Consider the following 24,536-nt stretch of genomic DNA (forward strand, 5'->3'; position numbering starts at 1 on the left):
TCTCTTTGAAAAGGGACTTAGTCGATGGAGATCAACTGATATTTGTCATTGCCCATCTTTAATTTTCGCATGGCCGTCACTTGATGCAGGCCGTGGCGGGATTCGATCCGTTCGACGAGATCGTGTTTATCTCTTTCCGGCTGATCATAGACCATGTCGACACTGGCCTGATCGATGGCCAAGATATCCGTCGAAGCCATCATGCCCAAATCGGGGATGACCGGTTTGGCTGCCGAAGTGCCGGCGCAGTCACAGTCGACGGACATGGCGCGCAGGATGTTGAGGAAGACGATGTGTTTTCCAAAATAGTCGCAAATGGCCTTGCCGCAGTCGGCCATGTTTTCCATAAAACCTTCTTCGAGGACCATATTGTCCGACCAGTCAGAACCGACGGGAGTCCGCGATTCATGGAAGGCGTGGATTTGCCGCTTGCCGACCTGACCGTCCGCGCAGCCGATGGCGATATTTTTCAGTGATCCGCCGTAGCCGCCCATGGCGTGGCCTTTGAAATGGGTCAGGACGATCATGGAGTCGTAATTAGTGATGTTGCGGCCTAAGGATACTTCCGAGAAATGGAGGCCGTTGCGGACGGGCATCATGACGTTGCCTTTTTCATCCATGATGTCGACGGGGCAGAAATTCCAGCCGTTTACCTCTAAGGTCCGGCGGTGTTTTTCCGTCGTGTCGCGGTCGCCCGGGTAGAGGGTATTCGTTTCGACGATATTGCTGTCGGGGACCTGGGCCTGGAAGGCTTTGACCATGTCCCGGGGCAGGATATACGGGCCGTGTTGTTCGCCTGTGTGGACTTTGATGGCCGTCTTGCCGTAAATGCCTTCATTGATCTTCTGATACAATTTAATCAGGTGTTCGGCGTCGATGTGCTTGGTGTAATAGACCTTGGCATAGGAGCCGGCCTGACCGGATTGAGACGTCGTTTCCTGACTGCCTACGACCGGAGCCTGGGCCATGGCAGGCAGAATGTTGGCTTTGCCTAAAGCAAGGCCGAGGGCCGCACTGCCGGCTAATTTTAAAAAGCCGCGCCGCGTTATATTTTCCATAAGTACCTCCTGTGTGAATGATGGAACCGGTGTCAAAATTTGCGGCGATAAAGAGAAATAAGCTTTCCTGCAAAATGTTTGCAAAAATACTAGAACTTTCCTTCGTCGTATAATTTGATTTTCCAGTCCAAGTGGCTCAAGGCATCTTGGATGTCCTGCAAGTTACTCTGGAGTTGGTTTCGTTCATTGACTAAAATTTGCCGCCGTTCCTTACGAGTGGCGTCGCCTTTCTCGAAAAGCTCCATATAGCGCGTCAGGCCGGAGATAGAAACGTTGGCTGCCCGCATGCATTTGATGAAGGCGATGCTCTTGCAGTTTTCTTCACTGTAGTCGCGAATGCCGTTTTTATCGCGGGGCACATTGCGGATGAGCCCGATTTTTTCGTAGTAACGAAGCGTGTCCGGCGAAATATGTAATTGTTCACTTACATCTTTTATTTTCAAGGTAGTCCCTCCTTTTGATTTACATTATAGCTATTGGAGTCGTCTCTAAGTCAAGACAAAAAAATAAATTATAGGATAGTTTTTTTGATGACCGTCATTTTACGGTGATGCCGGGGCCGGATATTGAAAGCGAAATATTAAGAATAAGATTTCCGTGAACACAATCAGATAGGTTGGGGAAGCATTGGTGATGAGCTCGCGGCTGTCGATCTTGGCGAGTCTTGATTGTTCTTGAGAATCAATTAACTCCGGATATGGCTGAAAAACTCGAGTGGATATTAGGGATACCGACTGGTTTTTAGAATAAGCTGGAAGCCATTTACCGGGAAAAATTGGTGAAAGTAAAACAGGAAAATAAATAGCAACTATCTTTGTGAGACAAGAAAGGCCCCGTAAGGTCAGATTTTTCGTCTGATCTTACGGGGCCGTTTACTCTATCAAGGATGAATTTGTGATACCTGCAAAGATTTCTTATGCGTCGTAGGTGAAGGTCAAATCTTTTTTGATGTCGGGATGGAGGCTGCGGCCGACGATGCACATATCTCTTGTCGTGGCTTCGATGGCGCTGCGCTGGCTTTCATCGACGGATTTCGGTAAATGGAAGTGGACGCCGATGTGTTCGATCCGGAAGTCTTTCTCGTTGACGGACGTTTCCGTATCGGCATAGGTTCCGGTCAGGTCGCAGCCCGTTTGTGCGGCAACGGCTGCCATGATGGTGATGGCGCAGGATGCGTAGGTATCAGCCAGTAATTCTACGGGGGAGTACGTTTCTTCGAGGCCGCCGTGACTCTTCGGACCGTCAGTGATGATAGTCTGTTTCTGTTTGGCGTCGTGTAATTCGTTTCTCAGGTTACCTTTGAATGTTACATGAGACATGGTAGTTCCTCCTTTTAGACGATACTTAAGTTAATGTTATATATAGGGCGTTCTTGACGGATTGCCCTTTCCTTGATTATACCATAGATCTGAAGAGAACTTCCCAGATTTTACGACTTCTTTTCATGGCAAATTTATGGGGGAAAAGAGGAGTTTATGCGGTCTTTGTCTATTTTTATATTTCTTTTGACTTTTTGACTATAAACGCTTGACAAAAGAATGGGGTCATGCTATCTTATATATAGTCTTAGAGGTCAAATAGTCAGAACACTAAGAAAAGTCAAATGAGCAGAGGTGATATCGTCATGAACTTAGATGCACGCAAACAGAAGATACTGCAAGTCATCGTTCAGGACTATATCGCATCTGCCGAACCTGTCGGGTCGCGGACGATTGCCCGTAAGTATGATTTGGGCATAAGCCCGGCGACGATCCGCAACGAAATGTTCGATCTGGAAATGATGGGATATTTGGAACAGCCCCACACGTCGGCCGGCCGTGTCCCGTCCTTGAAAGGCTATCGGCTCTATGTCGACTGCCTCCTCAAGCCGACGAAGATTACGGAAGCGGAAAAGCAATTCGTCCAGTCCTGGTTTCAGGATAAGCTGAGCAGTGTCGATGAAATCTTTCAGTCGACGGCCAAGCTCCTGGCCCGGATTACACACAACGTCACCTTGATCATGGCGTCGGAGCGGCTCAACTCGAAGTTGAAGTACATCCGCTTTTTGCCCCTTGATGACAGGCGGGCTATCATGATCGTCGTCACCGACACGGGACAAGTTGAAAATTGTATTTACCCGAAACCCAGCGGGGCCAGCATGGACGATTTGAACATCATCGCTCAGAAGCTGACCAACTATTTGACCGGTACGGCCATGGACCGCATCGATGAAAAGGCTATCGAAACATTTCATGAAACCATCGTCGACGACGTCGAACTCTATCGACTGGCCTTCCGGGCCATGGAGCAGACCCGCCGCCAAGGCGAGCATTTCTACAAAGGCGGTACGACGGAACTGCTCAACAAACCGGAATTTAAGGACGTCGACAAGGCCAAGAGCCTCTTTACCATGCTGGAAGAACAGGACATCGTCGCCAACATCCTCCACGATGAAGGCGAAGGGCAGTCCGTTACCGTCCGCATCGGCGAGGAAACGAAGCTGTCGCCCATTAACGACTGCAGCATCATTGAAGCGACCTTCACCGATCACGATGTCGTTCTCGGCAAGCTGGCCGTCTTAGGGCCGGCACGAATGGAATATGCCAAGATCATCGGCCTGTTGGATTTCATGAAACAGCATATGACTCAGATGCTGTCCCATTACCAGGACGAGACGTAAGGAGGAGTACCGAACGAGATGAGTAACGAAGAGAAAAAAGATACTGTATTACAGGAAGAAGCGAATAAAGTGGCGGAAGACGCTGCCAAGGAAAAAGCCGAAGCCGTAGACGCTCAGGCGGCAGATGAGGGCTCTGAAACGACGGGACCGGATGCCAAAGAAGCTGCTGATAAGGCAGATGCGGAAAAAGCCGCGAAGTTTGAACAGCAGTTCGTTCGCCTGCAGGCTGATTTTGCCAACTATAAGAAGCGTACTGCTTCCGAAAAGCTTCAGATTTCGGAAGTCGTCAAAATGGATGTCCTCGGCCGGATCCTGCCGGTCATCGACAATTTTGAAAGGGCCCTCAAGGCTCCGACAGATGCCGTTTCCGATGATGTACACTCCTTTATCGAAGGCTATGAAATGATTTACAAACAGCTGATGGCCGTCCTTGAAAAGGAAGGGGTCACGAAAATCGAAGCTGTCGGTAAACCTTTCGATCCTAATTATCATCAGGCTGTCATGCGTGTGCCCAGTGACGAATACGACGACGATATCGTCGTAGAGGTCCTCCAGGAAGGTTATCTCCTGGGCGAAAAGACCTTGCGTCCGGCCATGGTAAAAGTTGCATTTAACGGTTAATTATCGTTTAGTATAAGAATGGAGGAATCTTTTATGAGCAAAGTTATTGGTATTGACTTAGGTACGACAAACTCCGTAGTCGCTGTTATGGAAGGCGGCGAACCTACGGTCATCACGAATACGGAAGGTTCTCGTCTCACCCCGTCGGTTGTCGGTTTCTCGAAGACCGGCGAACGCCTCGTCGGCCAGTTGGCAAAACGCCAGGCCGTTTCTAACCCGGAAAACACCATTGCCTCGATTAAACGTCACATGGGTGAAAACTACACCGTTGACGTTCAGGGCAAAAATTATACGCCTCAGGAAATTTCGGCTATGGTCCTTCAGAAATTGAAGGAAGACGCTGAAAGCTACTTGGGCGAAAAAGTAACCCAGGCGGTTATCACCGTTCCGGCTTACTTCAACGACAGCCAGCGTCAGGCTACGAAAGACGCCGGCAAGATCGCCGGTCTCGACGTTCTCCGTATCGTCAACGAACCGACGGCAGCAGCTCTCGCTTACGGCCTCGATAAAGGCGGCGACGGCAAGATCCTCGTATTCGACCTCGGCGGCGGCACCTTCGACGTCTCGATCCTGGAACTGGGCGACGGCGTCTTTGAAGTAAAGGCTACCAACGGCAACACGAAACTCGGTGGCGACGACTTCGACAACAAGATCATGGACTGGATGGTTGACGAATTCAAGAAACAGACCGGCATCGACCTCTCGCAGGATAAGATGGCAGACCAGCGCTTGAAAGAAGCTGCTGAAAAAGCAAAAATCGAATTGTCGACGGTCCTTTCGACCAACATCAACCTGCCTTTCATTACGGCTGACGCTTCGGGCCCGAAACATCTCGACCTGACGTTGACCCGTGCTAAATTCAACGAACTGACGGAAGACCTCGTTCATGCTACGATGGAACCGACCAAGAAAGCTATTGCCGACTCCGGTCTCAGCATCGACGAAATCGACAAGATCATCCTCGTCGGCGGCTCCAGCCGTATTCCGGCCGTTCAGGACGCCATCAAATCGATCCTCGGCAAAGAACCGAGCAAGGGTGTAAACCCTGACGAATGCGTTGCTATCGGCGCTGCTATCCAGGCCGGTGTCCTCGTAGGCGACGTCAAAGACGTTCTCCTCCTCGACGTTACGCCGTTGTCCCTCGGTATCGAAACCCTTGGTGGTGTCTTCACTAAGATCATCGACCGCAATACGACAATCCCGACTTCCGGCAGCCAGGTATTCTCGACGGCAGCCGATAACCAGCCGTCCGTTGACGTCCACGTCCTTCAGGGCGAACGCGAAATGGCAGCGGACAACAAGACCCTCGGCCGCTTTGAACTGACGGGCATTCCGGCAGCTCCCCGTGGAGTACCTCGTATCGAAGTTACCTTCAACATCGATGCCAACGGTATCGTAAACGTTTCGGCAAAAGACCTCGGAACGGGCAAGGAACAGAAGATCACCATTAAATCCTCTTCGGGTCTTGATAAGAGCGAAATCGACCGCATGGTCAAAGAAGCTGCGGCTCACGAAGCCGAAGATAAGAAACGTAAAGAAGGCATCGAAGCCAAGAACAACGCCGACTCCCTCATTTACCAGGCTGAAAAGACCATCAAGGATATGGGCGATAAAGCCGACGCTGCTAAAGTTTCGGAAATCAAAGATAAAATCGCCGACTTGAAAGAAGCTGTAAAGAGCGACGACGTCGATAAGATCAAAGCTGCTTCGGAAGCTTTGACCAAACCGCTTTACGACTTGACCAGCGAAATGTATAAGAATGCTGACGCCGCTTCGCAGCAGGCACAGCCGGAAGGCAGCGCTCAGTCCGATGCCGGTGACAGCCAGAAGCAGGATGACAATGTAGTGGACGCCGATTACACCGTAGTCGACGACGATAAGAAGTAAGATAGATAAGAGGGGCTTCTCAGATGAGCAAAAGAGATTATTATGAAGTGCTCGGCGTTTCCAAAGACGCCAGCGATGCGGAAATAAAAAAAGCTTTTAAAAAGCTGGCCCTTAAGTATCATCCGGACCGCAACCCTGATGATCCGAAGGCAGCTGAAGAAAAGTTCAAAGAAATCAACGAAGCCTACAGCGTCTTGTCTAATTCGCAAAAACGCGCCCAGTACGACCAGTTCGGTCCGGCGGCATTCCAGAATGGGAATGCTGCCGGTTCCGGTGCCGGTTTTGGCCAGGGCGGCTTCGGAGGATTTGGCGGCTTTGGCGGTTTCGGCCAGGGTGGTCAGAGCGGCTTCGGCGGCTTTGAAGATATCTTTGATTCCTTCTTTGGCGGTCAAGGCGGCCGGCAGTCGTCCAACGGGCCTCAGCGAGGCGCCGATCTGCGCTATGACGTAGATATCGCCTTGAAACAGGCTGCTTTTGGGACGGAAATGGAAATTGAAGTTCCTAAGGAAGAAACGTGTGACCACTGTCACGGCGAAGGTGCCGAACCGGGCAGCAAGGTCGATACCTGCCCGGACTGTCACGGTACAGGCCAGCAGCGTGTCGTCCAGAATACGCCCTTTGGCCAGATGGTCAATGTCCGCACTTGCAGCCGCTGCGGCGGTTCGGGCAAGATCATCCATGACAAATGCAAGAAATGTCATGGTTCTGGGACGGTAAAGGTTCGCAAGAAACTGAAAATCAAGATCCCGGCCGGTGTCGATGACGGCGCACGCCTGCGCGTTGCCGGTGAAGGCGAACCGGGTACCCGCGGTGGCGGTCACGGCGATTTGTACGTCTACATCTTCGTTCGCCGCGATCCGAAGTTTGCCCGTGAAGGAAGCGATATCCTGTCAGAAGAAACGATTTCCTTTGCCCAGGCAGCCTTAGGGACCAAGATTCCTGTCGAAACCTTGGATGGAAAGATTGAGTTGAACATTCCGGCCGGTACGCAAACTGGTACCTTGTTCCGCATTCGCGGCAAGGGCATTCCGGTCCTCGGTGCCAAGAATCGCCGTGGCGATCACCACGTCCGGGTCACCGTTTCCATCCCTAAGAAATTGAACGACAAACAGCAGGAACTCCTGCGTGAATTCGCCTATGCCGGCGGTGAAACGTGGGTGGGGGAGCCAAAGTCGGCTGAAAAAAAGGCCGATGACAGTGCTGTGAGCAATACCAAAAAAGATACTAAGAAAAACAAGAAAAGTGTCTGGAACAAGTTGAAAGACGATCTGTTTCAGAGCTTGCGGAAAGTATGGGGCGACTTCTGTTGGAGTTGGGCCCGATTAAAAGAAGATCTGTAAAGATGAAGGGAGCATAGACGATGCAATGGAATGAAGTCGATTTGCTCGTTTCCCCAGTGGCCACCGATTTGGTGGCCCTTCTTGTTTATGAATGCGGCAGCAACGGCTCGGTCATCGACGATGAGCAGTCGGATGCGGAGGGCCGCGTTCGCATTACAGCGTATTTTCCGCTGACACAAGAAGGCTTGGTGGAAACGATTCGAGAAAAAATGAATGCCCTTGAAAGCCGCGGCGCCGACCTCGGTAACTGGCAGGTCATCGAGAAGAATGTCAATGACGAAGACTGGCTCTTTGCCTGGCAGGAGCATTTCCATCCCAAGAAGATTTCCCGCCATTTCTGGGCGGAACCGGCTTGGGAAAAGGTATCGCCGGGTCCTGATGAAGACGTCCTTACCATCGATCCCGGCCTTGCTTTTGGCAGCGGCTTTCACGACACGACCTGTCTCTGTGTCCAATACCTGGAAGACACGGTGCAGCCCGGTGACGTCGTCTTTGATATCGGCACGGGCACGGGCATCTTAGCCATTGCTGCGGCAAAGCTGGGCGCCGCTCACGTAGCAGCTGTCGATTTTGACAGCGCTGCCGTCGCTCAGGCTCGGGTCAATGCGGCCCTCAACGGCGTTGAAGACCGGATGTCTATCGCCAACAGCGACCTTTTGACGGCTATTCCCAAGGGGCAACAGGCTGATGTCATCGTGGCCAATCTGGTGACCAACGCCGTATTGGCTCTCTTACCGACGGTGGCTCCTTACTTAAAAGACGGTGGTACGCTCATCGTCAGCGGCATCATCGACGACCGCATCGATGACGTAAGGCAGGCGGCTGAAGAAGCCGGATTTAATTGGGCTGATGAACAGCTCCGAAGCGGCTGGTATGCCGTGAAATTGACGAGGTGAGATCATGCGTAAGATTTTTACGGATTTTCCCATTTGCGGGACCTTTGAATTATCGGCCGACGATGCCCGTCACGTCGTCCTCGTCCTGCGCCACACCGTAGGCGACACCATTCCCGTCACCGATGTGACCGGTACGACCTATGAATGCTTCATTACTCGCATCGAAGGTCATTCGGCTTATTTGACGCCGGCCAAAAAGTTATCCGAGCCGGCGGCATCGGCAGGGGCGGTCACCTTGGCAGCCGGTATCTTAAAAGGCGACAAGTTCGACTGGGTTATCCAGAAGGCGACGGAGCTCGGCGCCAGCCGAATCGTTCCTGTACAAATGGAATATTGTGTAGTAAAATTAGATGATAAACGGCAGAAGTCCCGCCTTGAACGGTGGCAGCGCCTGGCCCTGGAAGGGGCTAAGCAATGCGGCCGCGACGACGTGCCCGAAGTGGTACCGGTCATGAATTTTACGGACTTTGTCGACGCTTATGCCGATACGCGCTGCATCCTTCCCTATGAACGGGAAACGGCGCCGCTGGCCGAAGCCTGCCGCGACGTGCGGACCGGTGATGTCGTCATCGCCATCGGTCCTGAAGGCGGTTATGCCGAAAAGGAAATCGCTTACGCTGAACAGCACTTTGCCTGGTGCCGCACGGTCTCTCTCGGACCGCGGATCCTGCGGGCTGAAACGGCGTCGTTGGCGGCCTTATCTATCATTATGTACGAAAGAGGATTCAAGTAATGCCAACTATTGCTTTTGCGACCCTGGGCTGTCGTGTCAACCAATACGATACGGACAGCATACGGGGCTTATTTCTTCAGTCTGGCTTTGAAGAAGCTGATTTTAACGGCCCTGCCGATGTTTATATCATTAATACCTGCTCGGTCACCCAAGTCGGTGAAAAGAAGTCACGTCAACTCATTCGGCGGACGAAGAAGCGCAACGAAGCGGCTAAGGTCATCGTCACCGGCTGCTACGCCCAGCTTGACCCGGAGTTGCTTTCGTCCATGCCCGAAGTCGATGCCGTCGTCGGGACGAACGAACGAAAACGCATCGTCTCTATCGTCGGTGATTTACTCGCTAATGGTCGTGATGAAGCTTTTACGGCCGTCCATGACGTGCGTCGTCACGATGAGTTTGAGGAAATTCCCCTCTATCCGTCGGCCGTCGAGCATACGCGGGCAGACCTGAAAATTCAGGAAGGGTGCAATAATTTCTGTGCCTACTGCATCATTCCCTATACGCGCGGTGCTTTGAAGTCCCGCCGTCCCGATGCCGTCATTGCCGAAGCCAAGCGCCTCGTCGCTGCCGGCTTTAAGGAAATCGTCCTGACCGGCATCCATCTCGGCGCCTATGGTCGTGATCTCGACGATCATCCGTCGCTGGCTCACATCCTCGACCGGCTGGTCAAAGAAACGGATGTGTCCCGTATCCGCATGGGTTCTATTGAATCGCTGGAAATCGACGACGATATGATTGCCGTCATGAACAGCTCGGACCGGATTTGCCGTCATCTGCACCTGCCGCTTCAGGCGGGTTCCGATGCCGTGTTGAAGGCTATGAACCGCCATTACACCGTTGCCGAATATGAAGCCTTAATCGCTCGTCTGCGCAGCCGCATCGACGGCCTGACCGTTTCAACGGATCTGATCTTAGGCTTTCCCGGTGAGACCGAGGCCCTTTTTGAAGAGACGATGGAGACCCTGAAACGCCTTAATTTTTCCCATATCCACGCTTTTCCTTATTCGCCGCGTAAAGGGACGCCGGCTGCGACCATGAGCGGTCAAATCGATACGGCTGAAAAGAAACGCCGCGTCGAATTGGTCAATGAATTGTCGGCCCGTCAAAAAGCGGCGCTCCTCGAATCTCTCGTCGGGACCAAGGCGTCTGTCCTCATTGAAACTCAGGAAAGGACTGAAGGGGAAGGCTTTACGGGAAACTATGAACGCGTCGCCGTCAGCGGCCTTCCCGAAGGTGCACAGCGGACGGTTGTTTCCGTAGCCCTTGTCGGAACGGATGGCAAGAAGCTCTTGGCCGAAGCCCTTTGAGGAAAGGCTCGCAAGCCTGATTTGCCGTATCCAGAAGGAGGAATTTATTATGGAAGACTGCATTTTCTGCAAGATCATCGCCGGGGATATCCCGAGCACTAAGGTTTGGGAAGACGACAATTTCTTCGCCTTCAAGGACATCAATCCTGTTGCACCGGTACACGTTTTGGTCATTCCCAAAAAACACATTCAGAGTATTGCTGCCCTGACGCCGGATGATGCCGATATAGCCGGCAAGATGCTCTATGCGATCCAGAAAGTCGCTCAGGTCATGAACCTCGATAAGGACGGCTTCCGCGTCGTATTCAATACGGGAGAAAAAGCCGGTCAGACCGTTCATCATATGCACGCCCATATCTTAGGCGGCAAGGAAATGGCATGGCCCGGCGTATGAGTGAGCGTCGGCCGCAAAGAAGGGCGCAGAAGGCTGTTCGGATTTCCTTGGCCTCGATTACTCGTATTATCGCCATCGTACTCCTCATCGGCCTGGTCGTCTTTTTAGCCATTCATAAAATCTAATGATTCTTTCATGAAAAAAGACCCGCGAGGGTCTTTTTTTTACGCCCCTTTAATCCGTGACGGTTATAATGGAAGGAATAACTACGTGAAAGGGGAAGGTATCATGGAAACAAAGCTTTTAGGCTATTATGGAGAACAGGCGGCCCTGGCTTATATACGGCATCAGACGGATTATCGCATCCGCTGCTGCAACTACCGCAATCGCATGGGTGAAATCGATATTATTGCCGACCATGGACGAACCCTTGTTTTTATCGAAGTCAAGACGCGAAGATCCGAGCGTTACGGCAGGCCTTGTGAGGCCGTCGAATGGCGGAAGCGGCAGAAAATCACGTCCGTCGCCTCAGGTTATCTGAAACAGTTCCGACTATGGGATAAGCCCTGTCGTTTTGACGTCATCGAAGTCTGGCCCGGAGCTGATGACCAACCCGTTATTCGCCACGTCGTTCACGCTTTTTTGGCAGAAAGGCGGTGAACTCATGTTTGCACGTATTTCAGGCGCTGCGACCTTGGGCCTCGGCGGCCATGTCATCGCCGTCGAAACGGATATTTCAAACGGCTTGCCGTCTTTTGATTTGGTCGGTTTGGCCTCGACGTCGGTCAAAGAAGCCAAGGAACGAGTCCGGGCAGCCATTAAGAACAGCGGCTATGAGTTTCCCATGCGCCGCCTGACGGTCAACTTGGCACCGGCCGATTTGAAGAAGGATACGTCCGGCCTCGACTTGGGATTGGCTGTGGCTATCTTGGCATCGAGCGGCCAAATTCCCCTGGAAGCCTGTACGGACTGTCTCTTTTTAGGAGAATTGGCTCTCGATGGAGAGATACGGCCCATAAACGGCGTCCTGCCTATGGTCATCGAGAGTGCTGCCCAAGGCGTGAAGTCCGTTTTTGTGAGTCCGAAAAATGGCGCCGAAGCCCTACTTTGTCCGTCCGTTACGGTATACACGGCCGAGTCCTTGTCTCACGTTGCCGCCCATTTGAAAGGCGATGCGCCTTTAAAGCCCATAACTGCACAAGAAGGGGCGTCAGATATCCTCGATTACGACCTCGATTTTTCCGAAGTACAAGGCCAGGCCGAGGCCAAGCGGGCCCTTGAAATCGCCGCTGCCGGAGGCCACAATATTTTAATGATCGGTCCGCCCGGAAGCGGCAAGACCATGTTGGCCAAACGGATTCCCACGATTTTGCCGCCCTTGGGGAAGAAGGAAGCCTTAGAGGTGACGAAAATCTACAGCGTCGCCGGACTCCTTCGCGAAGGGCAGCTCATGCAAAGGCGTCCCTTTAGAAGTCCTCACCATACCATCTCCCGGGCCGGTCTTGTCGGCGGCGGCACCATTCCGCATCCCGGCGAAGTGACACTCAGTCATCACGGTGTCCTCTTTCTCGACGAATTGCCGGAGTTTCCCCGGTCGGTCCTGGAAGTATTGCGTCAGCCCCTGGAAGACGGCATCGTCCACATCGCCCGAGTCAATGCCGCCTTATCCTATCCTTCGCGGTTCGTCCTGGTGGCGGCCATGAATCCCTGTCCCTGTGGCCGCTATGGATTTGACGACGACTGTACGTGTTCTGAAAACAACCGTCATCGCTATACCCATAAGATTTCAGGCCCCTTGCTGGACCGCATCGATCTCCACGTTCGCGTAGCCCGGCCGGCTTACGGTGATCTGGTAGCGAGCAGTGGAGCCGAGGCGTCGGCGACGATACGGGACCGGGTCCTTCTGGCTCGAGAGCGGCAAGCGGCACGGTTGTCGCCTTATGACTGTTATTGCAATGCCCATATGGGGCACCGGGAAATTAAGGAGACGTGCTGTTTGAGTCCGCCTGCCCGCGATATGCTGAAAGAGGCTTTTGACCTCCTTCGCCTCAGTGCCCGCAGTTACGACCGGCTCATCAAGGTGGCCCAGACTATTGCTGACCTGTCCGGCGCCGAGGAGATTGAAGAACGTCATGTGGCCGAAGCCATCAGCTACCGCAATAAACTGTAACGGAGGTGACGCTGTGAGCAGTGTAACGGACGAAACGATGTATGCAGCGGCCCTGCAATCCCTTCCTGGTCTTGGCAGTCGGCGCTTGAAGACGATCCTCGACCGTTATCGTTCGGCTAAAGCTGCCTGGAATGCGCCGTGGGACGACGAGCTGCGGCGTCGGCTTCGATTTTCGTCAGCTTCTTTTGGTAAACTTATTGAAGAACGTAACGTTTTTGATTGGGACAGGTTTTCCCGCAAACTTTCTTTTTATGGCGTCCGGCCCATTGCCTTGTGGGACGATGACTATCCCTGCTGGCTGCCCTTCATTGCTCAGCCGCCGCTGATCCTCTTTTGTCAGGGCACGCTGGCAGCCGATCGGTATACCCTGGCTATGGTCGGTTCGCGAAAGGCCAGCCCTTACGGACTGAATGCTGCCGAAACCTTGGCTATGAACTTGGCTGAGCGGGGGATAACCCTGGTCAGCGGCGGTGCCCGGGGCATCGATACGCGCATTCATACGGGAGCTTTGAAAGGGAAGGGGCGAACGATCGTCGTCGTGGCCAATGGCCTCGATCGGACCTATCCGCGGGAAAATAAGCGGCTATTTCGAGATATTGTCGAGCATGGCGGGGCTATCCTTTCGGAATATACCTTTGGGACCGAGCCGCGGGCCCAGCATTTTCCTGCCCGCAACCGGATCATCGCCGGCATGGCGGCGGCCACCGTCGTCATCGAAGCAGCCCTTGGCAGCGGCTCCCTCATTACAGCCGACTTTGCCTTAGAAGAGGGGCGCGATGTCTTTGCCATGCCCGGCAGTATTTTTGCCGAGACCAGTAAGGGGACGAATCGCCTGCTGCAGATGGGGGCCATGGCTCTTACCGATACGGAGGATATTTTACAGGTCTTTCAAAATCGAGGATGGCTCATTCCGACGGCCGCTGGGGCCGGAGAAGCGGTCGACCTCGATGAGACGGAAAAACAAGTGTTAGCGGCCCTATCGATGGAGCGGGCCATTCCGGCCGAAGACTTGCTTCCCGCGACGGGATTGCCTCTTCCCAAACTGCTGCACATCCTCCTTCGGCTGCAGCTCAAAAAAGCCGTCGAGGAACTCCCCGGCGGCTATATTCGCTGTGCTGCGGCAAATATTCAATTATAGGTGCGAAATGTAGTGTCGCGTCTTATCGACGGAGACGACATCGATCCAGCCGAAGGGGCGCAGGACGTGACAGACATAGAAGAGAGTATTGTAGTCGTGAATGAGCTCTTTCACCCCCTTGAGGGTTCGCTTACTGCCTTCGACGGAGGTATAGCCCGTCATGGCGGCGTCGATGAGGGCATGATCGGACCAGTTTTCACGGAAACAGCTGTGAACGAAGAGAAAGAGATCGAGGACGGCGGCCGGCGCATGGATGAATTTCTTTTCGTTTTCCCAGTCAAGGAGGGTAATGGCATCGGTTTCACGGTCATAGGCGATATCGCGCAGGGCCGGGCGGCCGTGGTGCAGTCCGGCGACGTGGAGTCGGGCCAGGCTTTCTCCGGCTTTGGTAAAGGCTTTGAGGCGGACGTCGGCATAGGCTTCTTCTTTGGCGACGCCTTGAAGGGTTCTGCCGACATTTTCCATGACGAAAAAATCCTCGTCGAGAAGGACAATTTTCGGAGCCAAGGGCAGGCGGGAATTGACGGTCATGATCTTATAGGCTTCACACCAAAAAGCGGCCGACGGATTCTGTTTGGCAAAGGCGTTGCGGCCATTACTCATGCGGCGTTTGATAAAGTAGTTCATTCCATCGAAAGAAAGGGGGAGAACCCGTTTATCCGGGTTTTCGGCGATTACTTCCTGAACCTTTTTGAAGAGAGACGGATTGAACAAGAGAGTCACACCTTTCTATTTAGTTCTATTAGTAAGACATGGTTTCAATATTTACCCGATTCATACATGGGGTATGAGTTGATTATAGCAAATTTGGGCTGTAAAAGAAATGGAATCCTCTTTAAAATATCAGTAAAATACAGGGTTTGAGCATTCTAAAAGATACTTCGATATGGGCGGAGTATCTTTTTTTATGGTTTCTTAGACCAAAAAGTTATAATGAAACTGATAAACGATATTGACATGTGAAGAAATACACTTTATAATGAAAGCAGATTTTGGTATAGATTATTAAAAAGGGAGATGTGTCGTATGTTTCAGAATACGGATTTTTGGATTGGCTTAGGTATTGGTGTCGTCGCAGGGGTTTTCGGCTACAAATTAATGTCCGAACGTGAACAGCAGCTCTTGGCTATGCAGCAGCCGGCAGCCGGCGCTTTGACGGCGTCCGTTCCCCTCGCTGAACTCCAGCGCCAGAAGGAAGAATTAGAAGACATGATTGCAGCTCAGGAAGCCGCACAGGCAAAATAATTACAGACTGTCAAAAGAAGACTGTTGCCTTTCGGTAACGGTCTTTTTTAAAGGGTAAAAAGATAGAAAGGGCTGCGTTTATGTTTATTCCGACGTCGAAATGGGACTTCATCATCCGTTCTGTCTCAATCTCGTCTTACTTACCGGGCCGCATTCGCCTGCACAGTAAGAAACTCATCGGCAATGCTGAATTGGGCCGCAAGGTATACGCCTATATTGCCAGCTATAAAGAAATCGATAACGTCGATATCAACGTCCTTACGGGTTCGGTATTGATTACTTACCGGCCGCAGCTTTTGCGGACAAACCGAGAACTCGTTCGGGTAGAAAACTATATCATGACCCATGCTGAAAGGAGAAGGTGATTATGTCATACGCCTCAGGTTTTATGGTGGGCACGTCGATCGGAAAGGCCGTTTACGACTTGTTCCATAATAAGAAAAAGGGAGGCAGCGCCTTTGCCGGTGCGCCTTCGATGCAAGGAGGAAAGCCGGTTGATGTGCCGCGCTTTGCCTGCGTTTCTGCACTCCCGGGCCGTCGTCGCTATCGGGCTGCGTCCCTTGTCGGCAATGCAGGGTTGGCCGAATTCATGGAAAAGAAAATCGGTGTCATGACCGGTATCAGTTCCATCGAGGTCAACACCGTTACGGGCAGTATTTTGGTCTATGCAGTAAGTGAAGCTGCCCTGGATCTTTTGGAAGATTTCTTCCGTTCCCGCCTCTTTCCCAATGCCGTCGAAGGCATCATCAATGCCGTCTATGACGCGGACCGAAAACGGGCTCCGAAGTCAGACGATACGACATATCTCAAAGTCGCCCGGGCGACAGGTGATTTTTTAAGCCGCATCATTAAAAAGAAATCAAATCACCTTCTCGATTTGACGACAGTTGCCGCCTTGTTCTTGATCATTCGCGGCTTGCGAAAGACCGTTTTCATGGGTCAGCGCCCGTCGGGACCGCAGATGTTGTGGTGGGCCCTGTCACTCTTGAGGAGGGAATAGTTATGTACCTGTGCAATACCATCTTTCTTCATAGCGAAATCCCGAGCCGCATGCGTCCCATCCTGAGCGTGAAGCTGCGCCAGGTACGGGATATCGTCTCGGCCGTTGTCGAAGAAAAAAAGGTCACCGTCTATTATCGCAAAACCTTGGATGTACGGGCCTTGAAGCTGTTTATCCGGGCTTTTGAAGAAAAATACGGTCGTAAGAAAGAAGAAAAACTGGAAGACATGGACGTGTCCACTTACCGTCGGGAAGCCATCATCTCCGTCGGCGGCTTCATCGCCATGAACATCCTGCGCAAGGTCAATCCGGAATTTTACGGTTCCATGCTCTTGTTTCGTCGACTCTTTACCTTATACATCGCGCGTCGCTATATTAAAAGCGGTATCCTCAGCCTGGTAAAAGACCATCGGGCTAACGCTGATACCTTGACGGCAACGGCGGTGGCTGCCTCGGTCCTGTCGGGGAAACCGGAATCGAGTCTGACTCTCCTGGCCTTGTCGAACGGGGCTGAAATGATGACAGAATATGCGGCCGAACGGGCACGCCGTCAGATTTCCGGTCTCTTAAAACTCGACCAGCGCGACGTCTGGCTCATTGAAGGCGGCAGGGAACACAAGGTTCCCGTAGAATCACTGAAGCGGGGCGACCTCATCGCCGTTCATCTCGGCGAAAAGATCTGCGTCGACGGTACCGTTGTCGACGGCAACGCCGCTGTCAATCAGGCTTCCATTACCGGCGAATCGAATCCGGCTATCAAACAGGAAAAGTCGCCGGTCTATGCCGGCAGTGTCATTGAAGCCGGAGACCTCGTCATCCGCGTCGAAAAGGTTGGCGCCGATACGTCCCTGGCCCAGATCATCCATCTCGTCGAAGAAGCCCAGACCCGCCGGGCGCCGGTCCAGAACTTTGCCGATAAGATGGCCAATCTCTTAGTGCCGATCTCCTTTATCGGGGCAGCCATCGTCTACGGGGCGACCAAAGATTGGCAAAGAGTTCTCAATTTGCTGTTCATCGATTTCTCGTGCGGCCTGAAACTGTCGACGGCCACAGCCATTTCGGCAGCCATCGGCGTCGCCGCTCGCAAAGGGATCCTTATCAAAGGCGGTAACTACATCGAAAACCTGGCCGACATCGACACCGTCGTCCTCGACAAGACCGGCACTATTACCATGGGCGTTCCTCAGATCGATCACATCGAAACGGTCCAGGGCGTCAGCGATAAAGAAATGATCCTCCTGGCCGCCTCGGCTGAAATGCACTCCGTCCATCCCCTGGCTGTAGCCGTACAGAAGTACGTCAATGCCAAAGGCTGGCAGACACCGCCTCATGCTTCGTCAGAAACCGTCGTTGCCCGGGGCATGAAGGCTGTCGTACCGCCGTTTGAAAACTATGAAGGCGGAAACGTCCTGGTCGGCAGCCGCCGCTTCATGATCGAAGAAGGGGTCGAAGGCATGCCGACTGCCGACAATAAGACATGGGGTAAGAACCTGCTGTACATCGCTCGTGACGGCCAGTACCTCGGTTTCCTGACCATTCAGGACCCCATCCGGCCGGGCATGAAAAAGACCTTGAACCGCATGCGCCGCTTAGGCATCGACGAAGTCGTCATGCTGACCGGTGACTCGAAAGACGTCGCCGCAGAAGTCGCTCAGGATATGGATATCGACTCGTACTACGCCGAAATCCTGCCGGAAGAAAAGGCCAACTACGTCATGAAGATGCAAAAAAGAGGCAACGTCATGATGGTTGGTGACGGCATCAACGATGCGCCGGCTCTGGCGTTTTCCGATATCGGCGTCAGCCTCGGCGGAAACAAAACCGATATTGCTGCTGAATCGGCAGCCATTACGATCCGTTCGGAAGACCCGGCTAAGTTATATGATGCCCTCCATATCGGACGGGAAACGATGCGGGCCATTAACCAGAACTTTACGGCGACCATTGCCGTAAACTCGGCCGCTATGCTCCTCGGCGCCTTAGGGAAGATAAGCCCCCTCTGGGCCGCGGTCATTCACAATACGGCCACCTTGGCTGTCGTATTGAACAGTGTTCGCATTCTCGGGCCATCCATGCCGAAACGTCGAGCCTAAAAAGTCTTAATTTTAGAGAATAAGTCTTAATTAGGATATATAATCATATATTCAAAAGGATGCATCAAGGTGCATTTTGTAAAGATAAGAAGCGTACTTTCGTGCGCTTCTTTCTTTTTACAAATGAATTTCAATAGCAAAGTGTTGACAGAGTATGTGAAAAAATATATAATATATTTGGTAATGAAATATATTATCAATAGCTGAAGGGATGTGTGAGTATTATTTACGGAGCTGAAAGGAGCGATGTAAATGAGTGTCGTCATCGTAGGTGGAAATGATTGCATGGTGTGCCGTTATAAGCGTATTTGCAAGGAATTCGATTATAAGGCCAAAGTATTTACTCAGGTGCCCAGTGATTTTAAGTCGAAAATCGGGTCGCCTGATCTCGTGGTGTTGTTTACCAGTACCGTGAGCCACAGTATGGTCCGCTGCGCTCTGAAGGAAGCCCAGCGCAAGAACGTGGATATTGTCCGTTCCCATACCAGCAGCTCAAGTGCACTGAAAACTATACTAGCAGCCAGGACGGAGGAAGCCGTCGTCTAGGCAAGCAAAGGGGAGTTAGTCATGAAGATTGTTTCGTTAGCTGACATGAAAGTCGGTCAGTCAGGTATTGTCGAAGCCCTTGAAGGCCGGGGAAATATCCAACATCGCCTGGTTGATATGGGTGTCGTCAAAGGTTCTCGTATTTCTGTTTTTAAAAAGGCCCCTCTCGGAGATCCGGTAGAAGTCAAAATTAAAGGCTGTGCTATGGCCTTGCGCATGAATGAAGCGGCTATGATTTCGGTAGCCGTGGATCAATAATAAGGGGGTATTTAGTAGTCATGGAAAATGCAGGAAAGATTAAGATTGCCCTTGCCGGCAATCCTAACTGCGGGAAAACGACGATTTTTAATAACATTACAGGTTCAAAGCAGCATGTCGGCAACTATCCCGGCGTTACTGTCGAAAAGAAGGAAGGCCATCGCACGTTTAACGGCAAGGATTTGCTCTTCGTCGACCTTCCGGGTACGTATAGCCTGACGGCGCGGTCCCTCGATGAAGTGGTTGCCCGTAACGTCATCATCAATGAAAAGCCGGATATCATCGTCAACGTTCTCGACGCATCGAATCTCGAACGTAACTTGTATTTGGCGGCTCAGCTCGTCGAATTGGGACGACCGATGGTCATCGCCTTGAACATGATGGATATTGCCGAACGAATGGGCATTAAAATCGACCTCGAAAAGTTAGGCCGTCAGATCGGCGCCGTCGTCGTTCCTTTAGTCGGCAGTAAAAACTTAGGGACAAAAGAATTGCTCGACGCCATTTCCAGCATGGAAGCAAAACACTTGGTCAATGCGGAAGTCGATTATGGCGCTGACGTCGAACCGGCGATTGCCGAACTGACCGATGCCATCGATAAGATTGGCGTCATCAATTATCCGATCCGCTGGCTGGCCGTTAAACTCCTTGAAAACGATTCCGATGCCGTGGCCAAGGTCAAGGCTATTGACGGTACGGAACATATCTTGGAACTGGCGGCTTCTCTCCGCGATTCCCTGGCTAAAAACCTCGATTTAGACTTTTATTTTGCTCAATGCCGCTATCAATTTGCGACTGACGTATTTAATAAATCCATTATCAATGTCGGTACGAGCGATACCTTGTCTGATAAAATCGACCGCGTCCTGACACATCGCGTTTTGGGGATTCCTATTTTCTTAGGCCTCATGTGGCTCATGTTTACCGTCGTCATCGACCTCGGTGCCTATCCTCAGGATTGGCTTGACCAAGGTTTCGGCATGCTCGGTGACTGGTTGAGTACGGTCGTTGAAGATGAACAGCTGCGCTCGCTCCTCGTCGACGGTGTCATCGGCGGTGTCGGTTCGGTTCTCAGTTTCGTACCGCTTATCGTCCTCTTGTATTTCTTTATCAGTCTTCTCGAAGACACGGGCTACATGGCCCGCGCTGCCTTCCTTATCGACCGCGCGATGAGAGCTCTCGGCCTGCACGGCAAGTCTTTCATCCCTATGATTCTCGGCTTTGGCTGTAACGTACCGGGTATCATGGCCGCTCGTACACTCGATAATGAAAAGGACCGCCTGGTCACTATCTTGGCGTGCCCCTTCATGAGCTGCGGCGCTCGTCTTCCGGTTTATACCCTGCTCATCGGCGCCTTCTTCGGCGCTTCCGGTTATGGCGGTACGGTTCTCTTCGGCGTCTATCTTTTAGGTATCATCGTCGCTGTTGCCGTTGCCTTGGTCCTTCGTCATACGACCTTTAAAGGCGAACAAGAACCGTTTGTTATGGAAATGCCGCCGTACCACATTCCGACCCTCAAGGGCGTCCTCATGCACATGTGGGAACGAAGCGTACTGTACCTCAAAAAGGCCGGTACCTTCATCCTCGGTGCTTCGATCATCGTTTGGTTCCTCACGGCATATCCGATGGATGTCCAGTATTCTCAGGACTTCGATGCCGCTAAAGACCAGGTTACGGCTCAGATGGAACAGCAGCAGGCTGGTATTCTCCAGACCTACGGCCTGACGTCCATCGAAGAAAACAGTGAATTGAACGGCATGTATGAATCGATGATTGCCGCTGCCGACGCTGCCGCTGAAGAAGAAGACAGCGAAGAAGAAGACGTTGAAAGCGTCCAGCAGGCGGAAGCCGTTGAAGAAAAACCGCAGTATCCCGATGCTTTTGCCGATCTCGAAGCTTCGAACCCGACGGTATATGCTCAGGCACTGCCCTTATTCGACGCCAAAGTCGCTGCTGACGATGCTACGACTGAACTCGACAGCCAGCAGAATGCTGAAAAGATTTCCCAGTCCTATGCAGCCCGCTTAGGCCACTTCATCGAACCGGTCATCGCACCGCTCGGTTATGACTGGAAGATCGGCGTCGCCATCGTTGCCTGCACGGCCGCTAAGGAAGTCATGGTTTCGACCTTGGCTACGATTTACAGTGTCCAGGCTGACGATACCCATGAAGCCAACCTCATCACCTTCCTGGCTGATGACCCGAACTTCAACCCGGCTGTTGCCCTGTCGCTGATGGTCTTCACCTTGCTCTACATGCCTTGCGTCGCTGCTATGGCTGTCATCAAGCGTGAAACGGGTTCCTGGAAGATGCTCCTCGCCAGCGATGCCATGTGCCTCGTCTTGGCCTATGTTCTGGCTTACGTTACTTATCAGTTAGCTCTTATGGCCGGTCTCGGCGCATAAGACCTTCTATCCCATAGAAAGGGGGGTTCTGGTATGAGTCCTGCAACGATTATTGTCGCTATCGTCGTCATCATCGCCGTAGCGTACTTCATCCGTCATGTCCGCGGCCTGTTCAACGGAACAGCCGGCTGCTGCGGCGGCTGCTCGGGCAGCTGCTCGTCGAGCGGACAGTCAAAGACGGGGGATAAATCTAAACTCCCGCCTTGCTGCCAAAAATAAATAGCAGATAACAGCAAAAGAACCTCCATCGGTCAACTTGATCGATGGAGGTTCTTTTGTATGGAATTTGCTGTAAAAAATAAGATGCCTCATTATCGATTTCTCTATTGGAAATATAAAGAAGTCAGTGATGAGGTCTTTTGTGTTATAAATAGCGGCCGGTGATGCTGTCTTTGTTCTGTTTGATGGCTTCCGGCGTGCCCGTGGCCGTGATACGGCCGCCGTCTTCGCCGCCGCCGGGGCCCATGTCGATGATGTAGTCGGCGTTCTTTATGACGTCGAGATCGTGTTCGATGACGACGACTGTTGCCCCTTTATCGAGGAGGGCTTGGAAGACGCGAAGGAGGACTTGGACGTCCAAGGGATGGAGGCCGATGCTCGGTTCATCGAAGACGAAGAGGGATGCCGTCTGGGTTCGCCCCATTTCACTGGCCAGTTTCAGGCGCTGGGCTTCGCCGCCGGAAAGGCCCGGCGTTTCTTCACCGAGAGTCAGGTAGCCCAGACCGAGGCGGCTGAGGGTTGTGAGTCTTTGAGAGACGCCCTTCCATTCGGCGCAGAAGGTGACGGCATCGTCGACATCCATGGCCATGATTTCCGGCAGTGTCCGGGATATTCCTTCTTGGTTGGTCAATTTGACGCCCGATGCGGCCGGTGCGTAGCGCGAGCCGTGACAGGTCGGGCAGGGGATGTGCACGTCCGGGAGAAACTGGACGTCGAGGCTGATGGTACCCGTGCCGTCGCAGTCGGGGCAGCGCAGGGATCCCGTGTTGTACGAGAAGTTTCGGGCCTTATAGCCCTTATCTTTTGCATCAGGTGATTTTCCGAAGAGCTTTCGCAGTTCGTCGTGAACGCCGGCATAGGTCGCAACGGTAGAGCGGACGTTGATGCCGATAGGCGTGGCGTCGATGAGTTTTACCTGTTCGATGCCGCCGGTGTCGACGCTTTTAATGTGAGCCGGCAGGGGACGATTCGCTATGACGGCTTCGATGGCGGGAATGAGGCTTTCGAGGACCATCGTCGTCTTACCTGAACCGGATACGCCGGTGACGACGGTCAAACGGCCTTTGGGTATCGAGATATCGAGCGGCTTTACGGTATGAATGGCAGCTGTCGAAAGGTGGATTTGCCCTTTGGCAAAGAGGTCGGCCGGAGGGATGTCGGGACGGATTTTGGTAGGGGCCTTGCCCGACAGGAAGGGGCCAATCTGCGAGACGGGATTTTTTTCGATGGCCGCTATCGTTCCTTCAGCTAAGACATGGCCGCCATGGACGCCGGCTTTCGGTCCCATTTCGATGATCCAGTCGGCTTCTTTTAGAATCTGTGTGTCGTGGTCGACGAGGATGACCGAGTTTCCATCGGCGATGAGGTCGTTCATGACGCCGATGAGGCCGACGATGTTCGACGGATGAAGGCCGATAGATGGTTCATCGAGGACGTAGAGGACGCCCGTCGTCCGGTTGCGGACCGACCGGGCCAGCTGCATGCGCTGCCGTTCTCCCGTCGAGAGGGTTCCCGCCGAGCGGTCGAGGGTGAGGTAACCGAGACCCAAGTCGAGGAGACGCTTGGCCGTGTTTTGAAAGGCCTCACAGATGCTGTCAGCCATGGGGACCATGTCTTTTGGGAGAGAACTCGGGACGGCGGCGACCCAGTCCGTTAAGGCCGAGAGGGTCATGGTACAGGCCGTATCGAGAGAGATGCCTTGTACTTTAGGCGCTCGAGCAGCTTCTGACAGGCGGGTCCCGTGGCAGGTCGGGCAGACTTCTTCTTTTAAGAATTTTTCGACGCGCTTCATGCCTTTTTCGTCCTTGACCTTAGACAAGGCTTTTTCGACGGTGTAGACGGCGTTGTAGTAAGTGAAGTCGAGTTCGCCCGCTTCGTTGGAGTTTTTAGACTTATAGAAAATGTGCTTCTTCACGGCCGGTCCGTGGTAGACGATGTCTTTTTCTTCGGCCGTCAAATCGCGAAAGGGCACGTTCGTGCGAACGCCCATGGCTCGGCAGACGTCAGTCATGAGGGACCACATGAGGCTGTTCCAAGGGGCGACGGCGCCGTCGTCGATACTGATGGATTCGTCGGGGACGAGGGTTGCCATATCGACGGTGCGGACCGTTCCCGTGCCGCTGCAGTCGGGGCAGGCGCCTTGGGAGTTGAAGGCCAGTTCTTCTGCTGACGGTGCCATGAAATGGACGCCGCATTCCGGACAGACGAGGTCTTTTTCGGCGGCTACGTTTAAAGAGGGCCGGACGTAGTGCCCGTTCGGGCAGCGGTGGCTGGCCAGGCGGGAATAGATGAGGCGCAGGCTGTTTAAGAGTTCTGTGCCCGTACCGAAGGTGCTGCGAATGCCCGGAACGCCGGGCCGTTGGTGGAGGGCCAAGGCTGCCGGTACATAGAGGACTTCGTCGACGGCGGCCTGCGATGCCTGGGTCATGCGGCGGCGGGTATAGGTCGACAGGGATTCCAGGTAGCGGCGGGAGCCTTCGGCGTAGAGAACGCCGAGAGCCAGGGACGATTTGCCCGAGCCTGAGACGCCGGCAATGCCGACGATTTTATGAAGGGGGATAGCGACGTCGATGTTTTTGAGGTTATGGACCTTGGCGCCGCGAATGAGCATTTTATCAATCATGATT

General features: G+C 52.9%; 25 protein-coding genes. 20 read left to right on the plus strand and 5 right to left on the minus strand.

Annotated features, from left to right (window positions below; genetic code table 11):
* Nucleotides 1-17 precede the first annotated feature (17 nt).
* From A0U42_RS07360 to A0U42_RS07370, 3 genes are all read right to left on the minus strand, one after another.
* Nucleotides 18-1,058 carry a DUF362 domain-containing protein gene (locus A0U42_RS07360; RefSeq protein WP_065360463.1) on the minus strand — a complete coding sequence of 347 codons (1,041 nt, stop codon included), beginning with the start codon at nucleotides 1,056-1,058 and terminating at the stop codon, nucleotides 18-20.
* Between the two features lie 89 nt (nucleotides 1,059-1,147).
* Complete coding sequence (locus tag A0U42_RS07365) at nucleotides 1,148-1,501, minus strand: MerR family transcriptional regulator (protein ID WP_044504179.1); 354 nt, start codon at nucleotides 1,499-1,501, stop codon at nucleotides 1,148-1,150.
* A gap of 471 nt (nucleotides 1,502-1,972) precedes the next feature.
* Complete coding sequence (locus A0U42_RS07370; RefSeq protein WP_065360464.1) at nucleotides 1,973-2,377, minus strand: OsmC family protein; 405 nt, start codon at nucleotides 2,375-2,377, stop codon at nucleotides 1,973-1,975.
* A 305-nt stretch (nucleotides 2,378-2,682) separates the two neighbouring features.
* Here A0U42_RS07370 and hrcA point away from each other — a divergent pair, with 305 nt between their 5' ends.
* The 12 genes from hrcA to dprA all read left to right on the plus strand — a co-directional run bounded on the left by hrcA (nucleotide 2,683) and on the right by dprA (nucleotide 14,143).
* Nucleotides 2,683-3,717 (plus strand): heat-inducible transcriptional repressor HrcA, encoded by a 1,035-nt coding sequence (gene hrcA, locus A0U42_RS07375; RefSeq protein WP_044504175.1) that lies wholly within the window; start codon nucleotides 2,683-2,685, stop codon nucleotides 3,715-3,717.
* An 18-nt stretch (nucleotides 3,718-3,735) separates the two neighbouring features.
* Nucleotides 3,736-4,338, plus strand: coding sequence for a nucleotide exchange factor GrpE (gene grpE / locus A0U42_RS07380; protein ID WP_065360465.1), 603 nt, complete (start codon nucleotides 3,736-3,738; stop codon nucleotides 4,336-4,338).
* Between the two features lie 33 nt (nucleotides 4,339-4,371).
* Nucleotides 4,372-6,225, plus strand: a complete 1,854-nt coding sequence (gene dnaK, locus A0U42_RS07385; RefSeq protein ID WP_044504173.1) for a molecular chaperone DnaK — start codon at nucleotides 4,372-4,374, stop codon at nucleotides 6,223-6,225.
* A 23-nt stretch (nucleotides 6,226-6,248) separates the two neighbouring features.
* Nucleotides 6,249-7,565, plus strand: coding sequence for a molecular chaperone DnaJ (gene dnaJ / locus A0U42_RS07390; RefSeq protein ID WP_255304130.1), 1,317 nt, complete (start codon nucleotides 6,249-6,251; stop codon nucleotides 7,563-7,565).
* A gap of 20 nt (nucleotides 7,566-7,585) precedes the next feature.
* Nucleotides 7,586-8,461: a 50S ribosomal protein L11 methyltransferase gene (gene prmA / locus A0U42_RS07395; RefSeq protein WP_065360466.1), complete on the plus strand. Its 876-nt coding sequence runs from the start codon at nucleotides 7,586-7,588 to the stop codon at nucleotides 8,459-8,461.
* A 4-nt stretch (nucleotides 8,462-8,465) separates the two neighbouring features.
* Nucleotides 8,466-9,194 (plus strand): 16S rRNA (uracil(1498)-N(3))-methyltransferase, encoded by a 729-nt coding sequence (locus A0U42_RS07400; protein ID WP_065360467.1) that lies wholly within the window; start codon nucleotides 8,466-8,468, stop codon nucleotides 9,192-9,194.
* Nucleotides 9,194-10,501, plus strand: a complete 1,308-nt coding sequence (gene mtaB, locus A0U42_RS07405; RefSeq protein WP_065360468.1) for a tRNA (N(6)-L-threonylcarbamoyladenosine(37)-C(2))-methylthiotransferase MtaB — start codon at nucleotides 9,194-9,196, stop codon at nucleotides 10,499-10,501. Before A0U42_RS07400 ends, mtaB begins: the two co-directional genes overlap by 1 nt.
* Before the next feature lie 49 nt (nucleotides 10,502-10,550).
* Nucleotides 10,551-10,895, plus strand: coding sequence for a histidine triad nucleotide-binding protein (locus A0U42_RS07410; protein ID WP_065360469.1), 345 nt, complete (start codon nucleotides 10,551-10,553; stop codon nucleotides 10,893-10,895).
* On the plus strand, nucleotides 10,892-11,020 hold the full coding sequence (locus tag A0U42_RS11815; protein WP_255304131.1) for a hypothetical protein: 129 nt from the start codon (nucleotides 10,892-10,894) through the stop codon (nucleotides 11,018-11,020). The genes A0U42_RS07410 and A0U42_RS11815 overlap by 4 nt, the downstream gene beginning before the upstream one ends.
* Before the next feature lie 103 nt (nucleotides 11,021-11,123).
* Nucleotides 11,124-11,495, plus strand: a complete 372-nt coding sequence (locus A0U42_RS07415) for a YraN family protein (protein ID WP_065360470.1) — start codon at nucleotides 11,124-11,126, stop codon at nucleotides 11,493-11,495.
* A gap of 4 nt (nucleotides 11,496-11,499) precedes the next feature.
* The gene (locus A0U42_RS07420; RefSeq protein ID WP_065360471.1) at nucleotides 11,500-13,005 is read left to right on the plus strand and encodes a YifB family Mg chelatase-like AAA ATPase; all 1,506 of its coding nucleotides are present in this window, start codon (nucleotides 11,500-11,502) and stop codon (nucleotides 13,003-13,005) included.
* 13 nt (nucleotides 13,006-13,018) lie between these two features.
* On the plus strand, nucleotides 13,019-14,143 hold the full coding sequence (gene dprA, locus A0U42_RS07425; RefSeq protein WP_255304132.1) for a DNA-processing protein DprA: 1,125 nt from the start codon (nucleotides 13,019-13,021) through the stop codon (nucleotides 14,141-14,143).
* Here the strand turns inward: dprA and A0U42_RS07430 are convergent.
* Nucleotides 14,138-14,857 (minus strand): hypothetical protein, encoded by a 720-nt coding sequence (locus A0U42_RS07430; protein WP_065360472.1) that lies wholly within the window; start codon nucleotides 14,855-14,857, stop codon nucleotides 14,138-14,140. The two genes, dprA and A0U42_RS07430, sit on opposite strands and share 6 nt — an antisense overlap.
* Nucleotides 14,858-15,169: 312 nt before the next feature.
* On the opposite strand from A0U42_RS07430, the gene A0U42_RS07435 reads away from it, so the two are divergent.
* The 8 genes from A0U42_RS07435 to A0U42_RS07470 all read left to right on the plus strand — a co-directional run bounded on the left by A0U42_RS07435 (nucleotide 15,170) and on the right by A0U42_RS07470 (nucleotide 21,909).
* Complete coding sequence (locus tag A0U42_RS07435; RefSeq protein ID WP_044504165.1) at nucleotides 15,170-15,388, plus strand: hypothetical protein; 219 nt, start codon at nucleotides 15,170-15,172, stop codon at nucleotides 15,386-15,388.
* An 80-nt stretch (nucleotides 15,389-15,468) separates the two neighbouring features.
* Complete coding sequence (locus A0U42_RS07440) at nucleotides 15,469-15,753, plus strand: HMA2 domain-containing protein (protein ID WP_065360473.1); 285 nt, start codon at nucleotides 15,469-15,471, stop codon at nucleotides 15,751-15,753.
* A gap of 2 nt (nucleotides 15,754-15,755) precedes the next feature.
* The gene (locus A0U42_RS07445; protein ID WP_065360474.1) at nucleotides 15,756-16,388 is read left to right on the plus strand and encodes an HMA2 domain-containing protein; all 633 of its coding nucleotides are present in this window, start codon (nucleotides 15,756-15,758) and stop codon (nucleotides 16,386-16,388) included.
* A 2-nt stretch (nucleotides 16,389-16,390) separates the two neighbouring features.
* Complete coding sequence (locus A0U42_RS07450) at nucleotides 16,391-18,481, plus strand: cation-translocating P-type ATPase (protein WP_065360475.1); 2,091 nt, start codon at nucleotides 16,391-16,393, stop codon at nucleotides 18,479-18,481.
* Between the two features lie 252 nt (nucleotides 18,482-18,733).
* Complete coding sequence (locus A0U42_RS07455) at nucleotides 18,734-19,027, plus strand: DUF2325 domain-containing protein (protein WP_044504161.1); 294 nt, start codon at nucleotides 18,734-18,736, stop codon at nucleotides 19,025-19,027.
* 21 nt (nucleotides 19,028-19,048) lie between these two features.
* Entirely contained in the window at nucleotides 19,049-19,285 is a 237-nt protein-coding gene (locus tag A0U42_RS07460) for a FeoA family protein (RefSeq protein WP_044504160.1), read from the plus strand.
* A gap of 20 nt (nucleotides 19,286-19,305) precedes the next feature.
* Entirely contained in the window at nucleotides 19,306-21,690 is a 2,385-nt protein-coding gene (feoB, locus tag A0U42_RS07465) for a ferrous iron transport protein B (RefSeq protein ID WP_065360476.1), read from the plus strand.
* A 33-nt stretch (nucleotides 21,691-21,723) separates the two neighbouring features.
* Entirely contained in the window at nucleotides 21,724-21,909 is a 186-nt protein-coding gene (locus tag A0U42_RS07470) for a FeoB-associated Cys-rich membrane protein (protein ID WP_044504158.1), read from the plus strand.
* Nucleotides 21,910-22,054: 145 nt separating this feature from the next.
* On the opposite strand, the gene A0U42_RS07475 is transcribed toward A0U42_RS07470, so the two are convergent.
* Nucleotides 22,055-24,532, minus strand: a complete 2,478-nt coding sequence (locus A0U42_RS07475) for an excinuclease ABC subunit UvrA (protein WP_141669508.1) — start codon at nucleotides 24,530-24,532, stop codon at nucleotides 22,055-22,057.
* Nucleotides 24,533-24,536: the final 4 nt, after the last annotated feature.

This window comes from Megasphaera sp. DISK 18 (genome assembly GCF_001682955.1).
Lineage (GTDB): Bacteria > Bacillota > Negativicutes > Veillonellales > Megasphaeraceae > Megasphaera > Megasphaera massiliensis.

Coding starts and splice junctions, on each gene's coding strand:
- A0U42_RS07360 (WP_065360463.1), bottom strand. CDS start 1,058: ATGGAAAATATAACGCGGCGCGGCTTTTTAAAATTAGCCGGCAGTGCG.
- A0U42_RS07370 (WP_065360464.1), bottom strand. CDS start 2,377: ATGTCTCATGTAACATTCAAAGGTAACCTGAGAAACGAATTACACGAC.
- hrcA (WP_044504175.1), top strand. CDS start 2,683: ATGAACTTAGATGCACGCAAACAGAAGATACTGCAAGTCATCGTTCAG.
- grpE (WP_065360465.1), top strand. CDS start 3,736: ATGAGTAACGAAGAGAAAAAAGATACTGTATTACAGGAAGAAGCGAAT.
- dnaK (WP_044504173.1), top strand. CDS start 4,372: ATGAGCAAAGTTATTGGTATTGACTTAGGTACGACAAACTCCGTAGTC.
- dnaJ (WP_255304130.1), top strand. CDS start 6,249: ATGAGCAAAAGAGATTATTATGAAGTGCTCGGCGTTTCCAAAGACGCC.
- prmA (WP_065360466.1), top strand. CDS start 7,586: ATGCAATGGAATGAAGTCGATTTGCTCGTTTCCCCAGTGGCCACCGAT.
- A0U42_RS07400 (WP_065360467.1), top strand. CDS start 8,466: ATGCGTAAGATTTTTACGGATTTTCCCATTTGCGGGACCTTTGAATTA.
- mtaB (WP_065360468.1), top strand. CDS start 9,194: ATGCCAACTATTGCTTTTGCGACCCTGGGCTGTCGTGTCAACCAATAC.
- A0U42_RS07410 (WP_065360469.1), top strand. CDS start 10,551: ATGGAAGACTGCATTTTCTGCAAGATCATCGCCGGGGATATCCCGAGC.
- A0U42_RS11815 (WP_255304131.1), top strand. CDS start 10,892: ATGAGTGAGCGTCGGCCGCAAAGAAGGGCGCAGAAGGCTGTTCGGATT.
- A0U42_RS07415 (WP_065360470.1), top strand. CDS start 11,124: ATGGAAACAAAGCTTTTAGGCTATTATGGAGAACAGGCGGCCCTGGCT.
- A0U42_RS07420 (WP_065360471.1), top strand. CDS start 11,500: ATGTTTGCACGTATTTCAGGCGCTGCGACCTTGGGCCTCGGCGGCCAT.
- A0U42_RS07435 (WP_044504165.1), top strand. CDS start 15,170: ATGTTTCAGAATACGGATTTTTGGATTGGCTTAGGTATTGGTGTCGTC.
- A0U42_RS07440 (WP_065360473.1), top strand. CDS start 15,469: ATGTTTATTCCGACGTCGAAATGGGACTTCATCATCCGTTCTGTCTCA.
- A0U42_RS07445 (WP_065360474.1), top strand. CDS start 15,756: ATGTCATACGCCTCAGGTTTTATGGTGGGCACGTCGATCGGAAAGGCC.
- A0U42_RS07450 (WP_065360475.1), top strand. CDS start 16,391: ATGTACCTGTGCAATACCATCTTTCTTCATAGCGAAATCCCGAGCCGC.
- A0U42_RS07455 (WP_044504161.1), top strand. CDS start 18,734: ATGAGTGTCGTCATCGTAGGTGGAAATGATTGCATGGTGTGCCGTTAT.
- A0U42_RS07460 (WP_044504160.1), top strand. CDS start 19,049: ATGAAGATTGTTTCGTTAGCTGACATGAAAGTCGGTCAGTCAGGTATT.
- feoB (WP_065360476.1), top strand. CDS start 19,306: ATGGAAAATGCAGGAAAGATTAAGATTGCCCTTGCCGGCAATCCTAAC.
- A0U42_RS07470 (WP_044504158.1), top strand. CDS start 21,724: ATGAGTCCTGCAACGATTATTGTCGCTATCGTCGTCATCATCGCCGTA.
- A0U42_RS07475 (WP_141669508.1), bottom strand. CDS start 24,532: ATGATTGATAAAATGCTCATTCGCGGCGCCAAGGTCCATAACCTCAAA.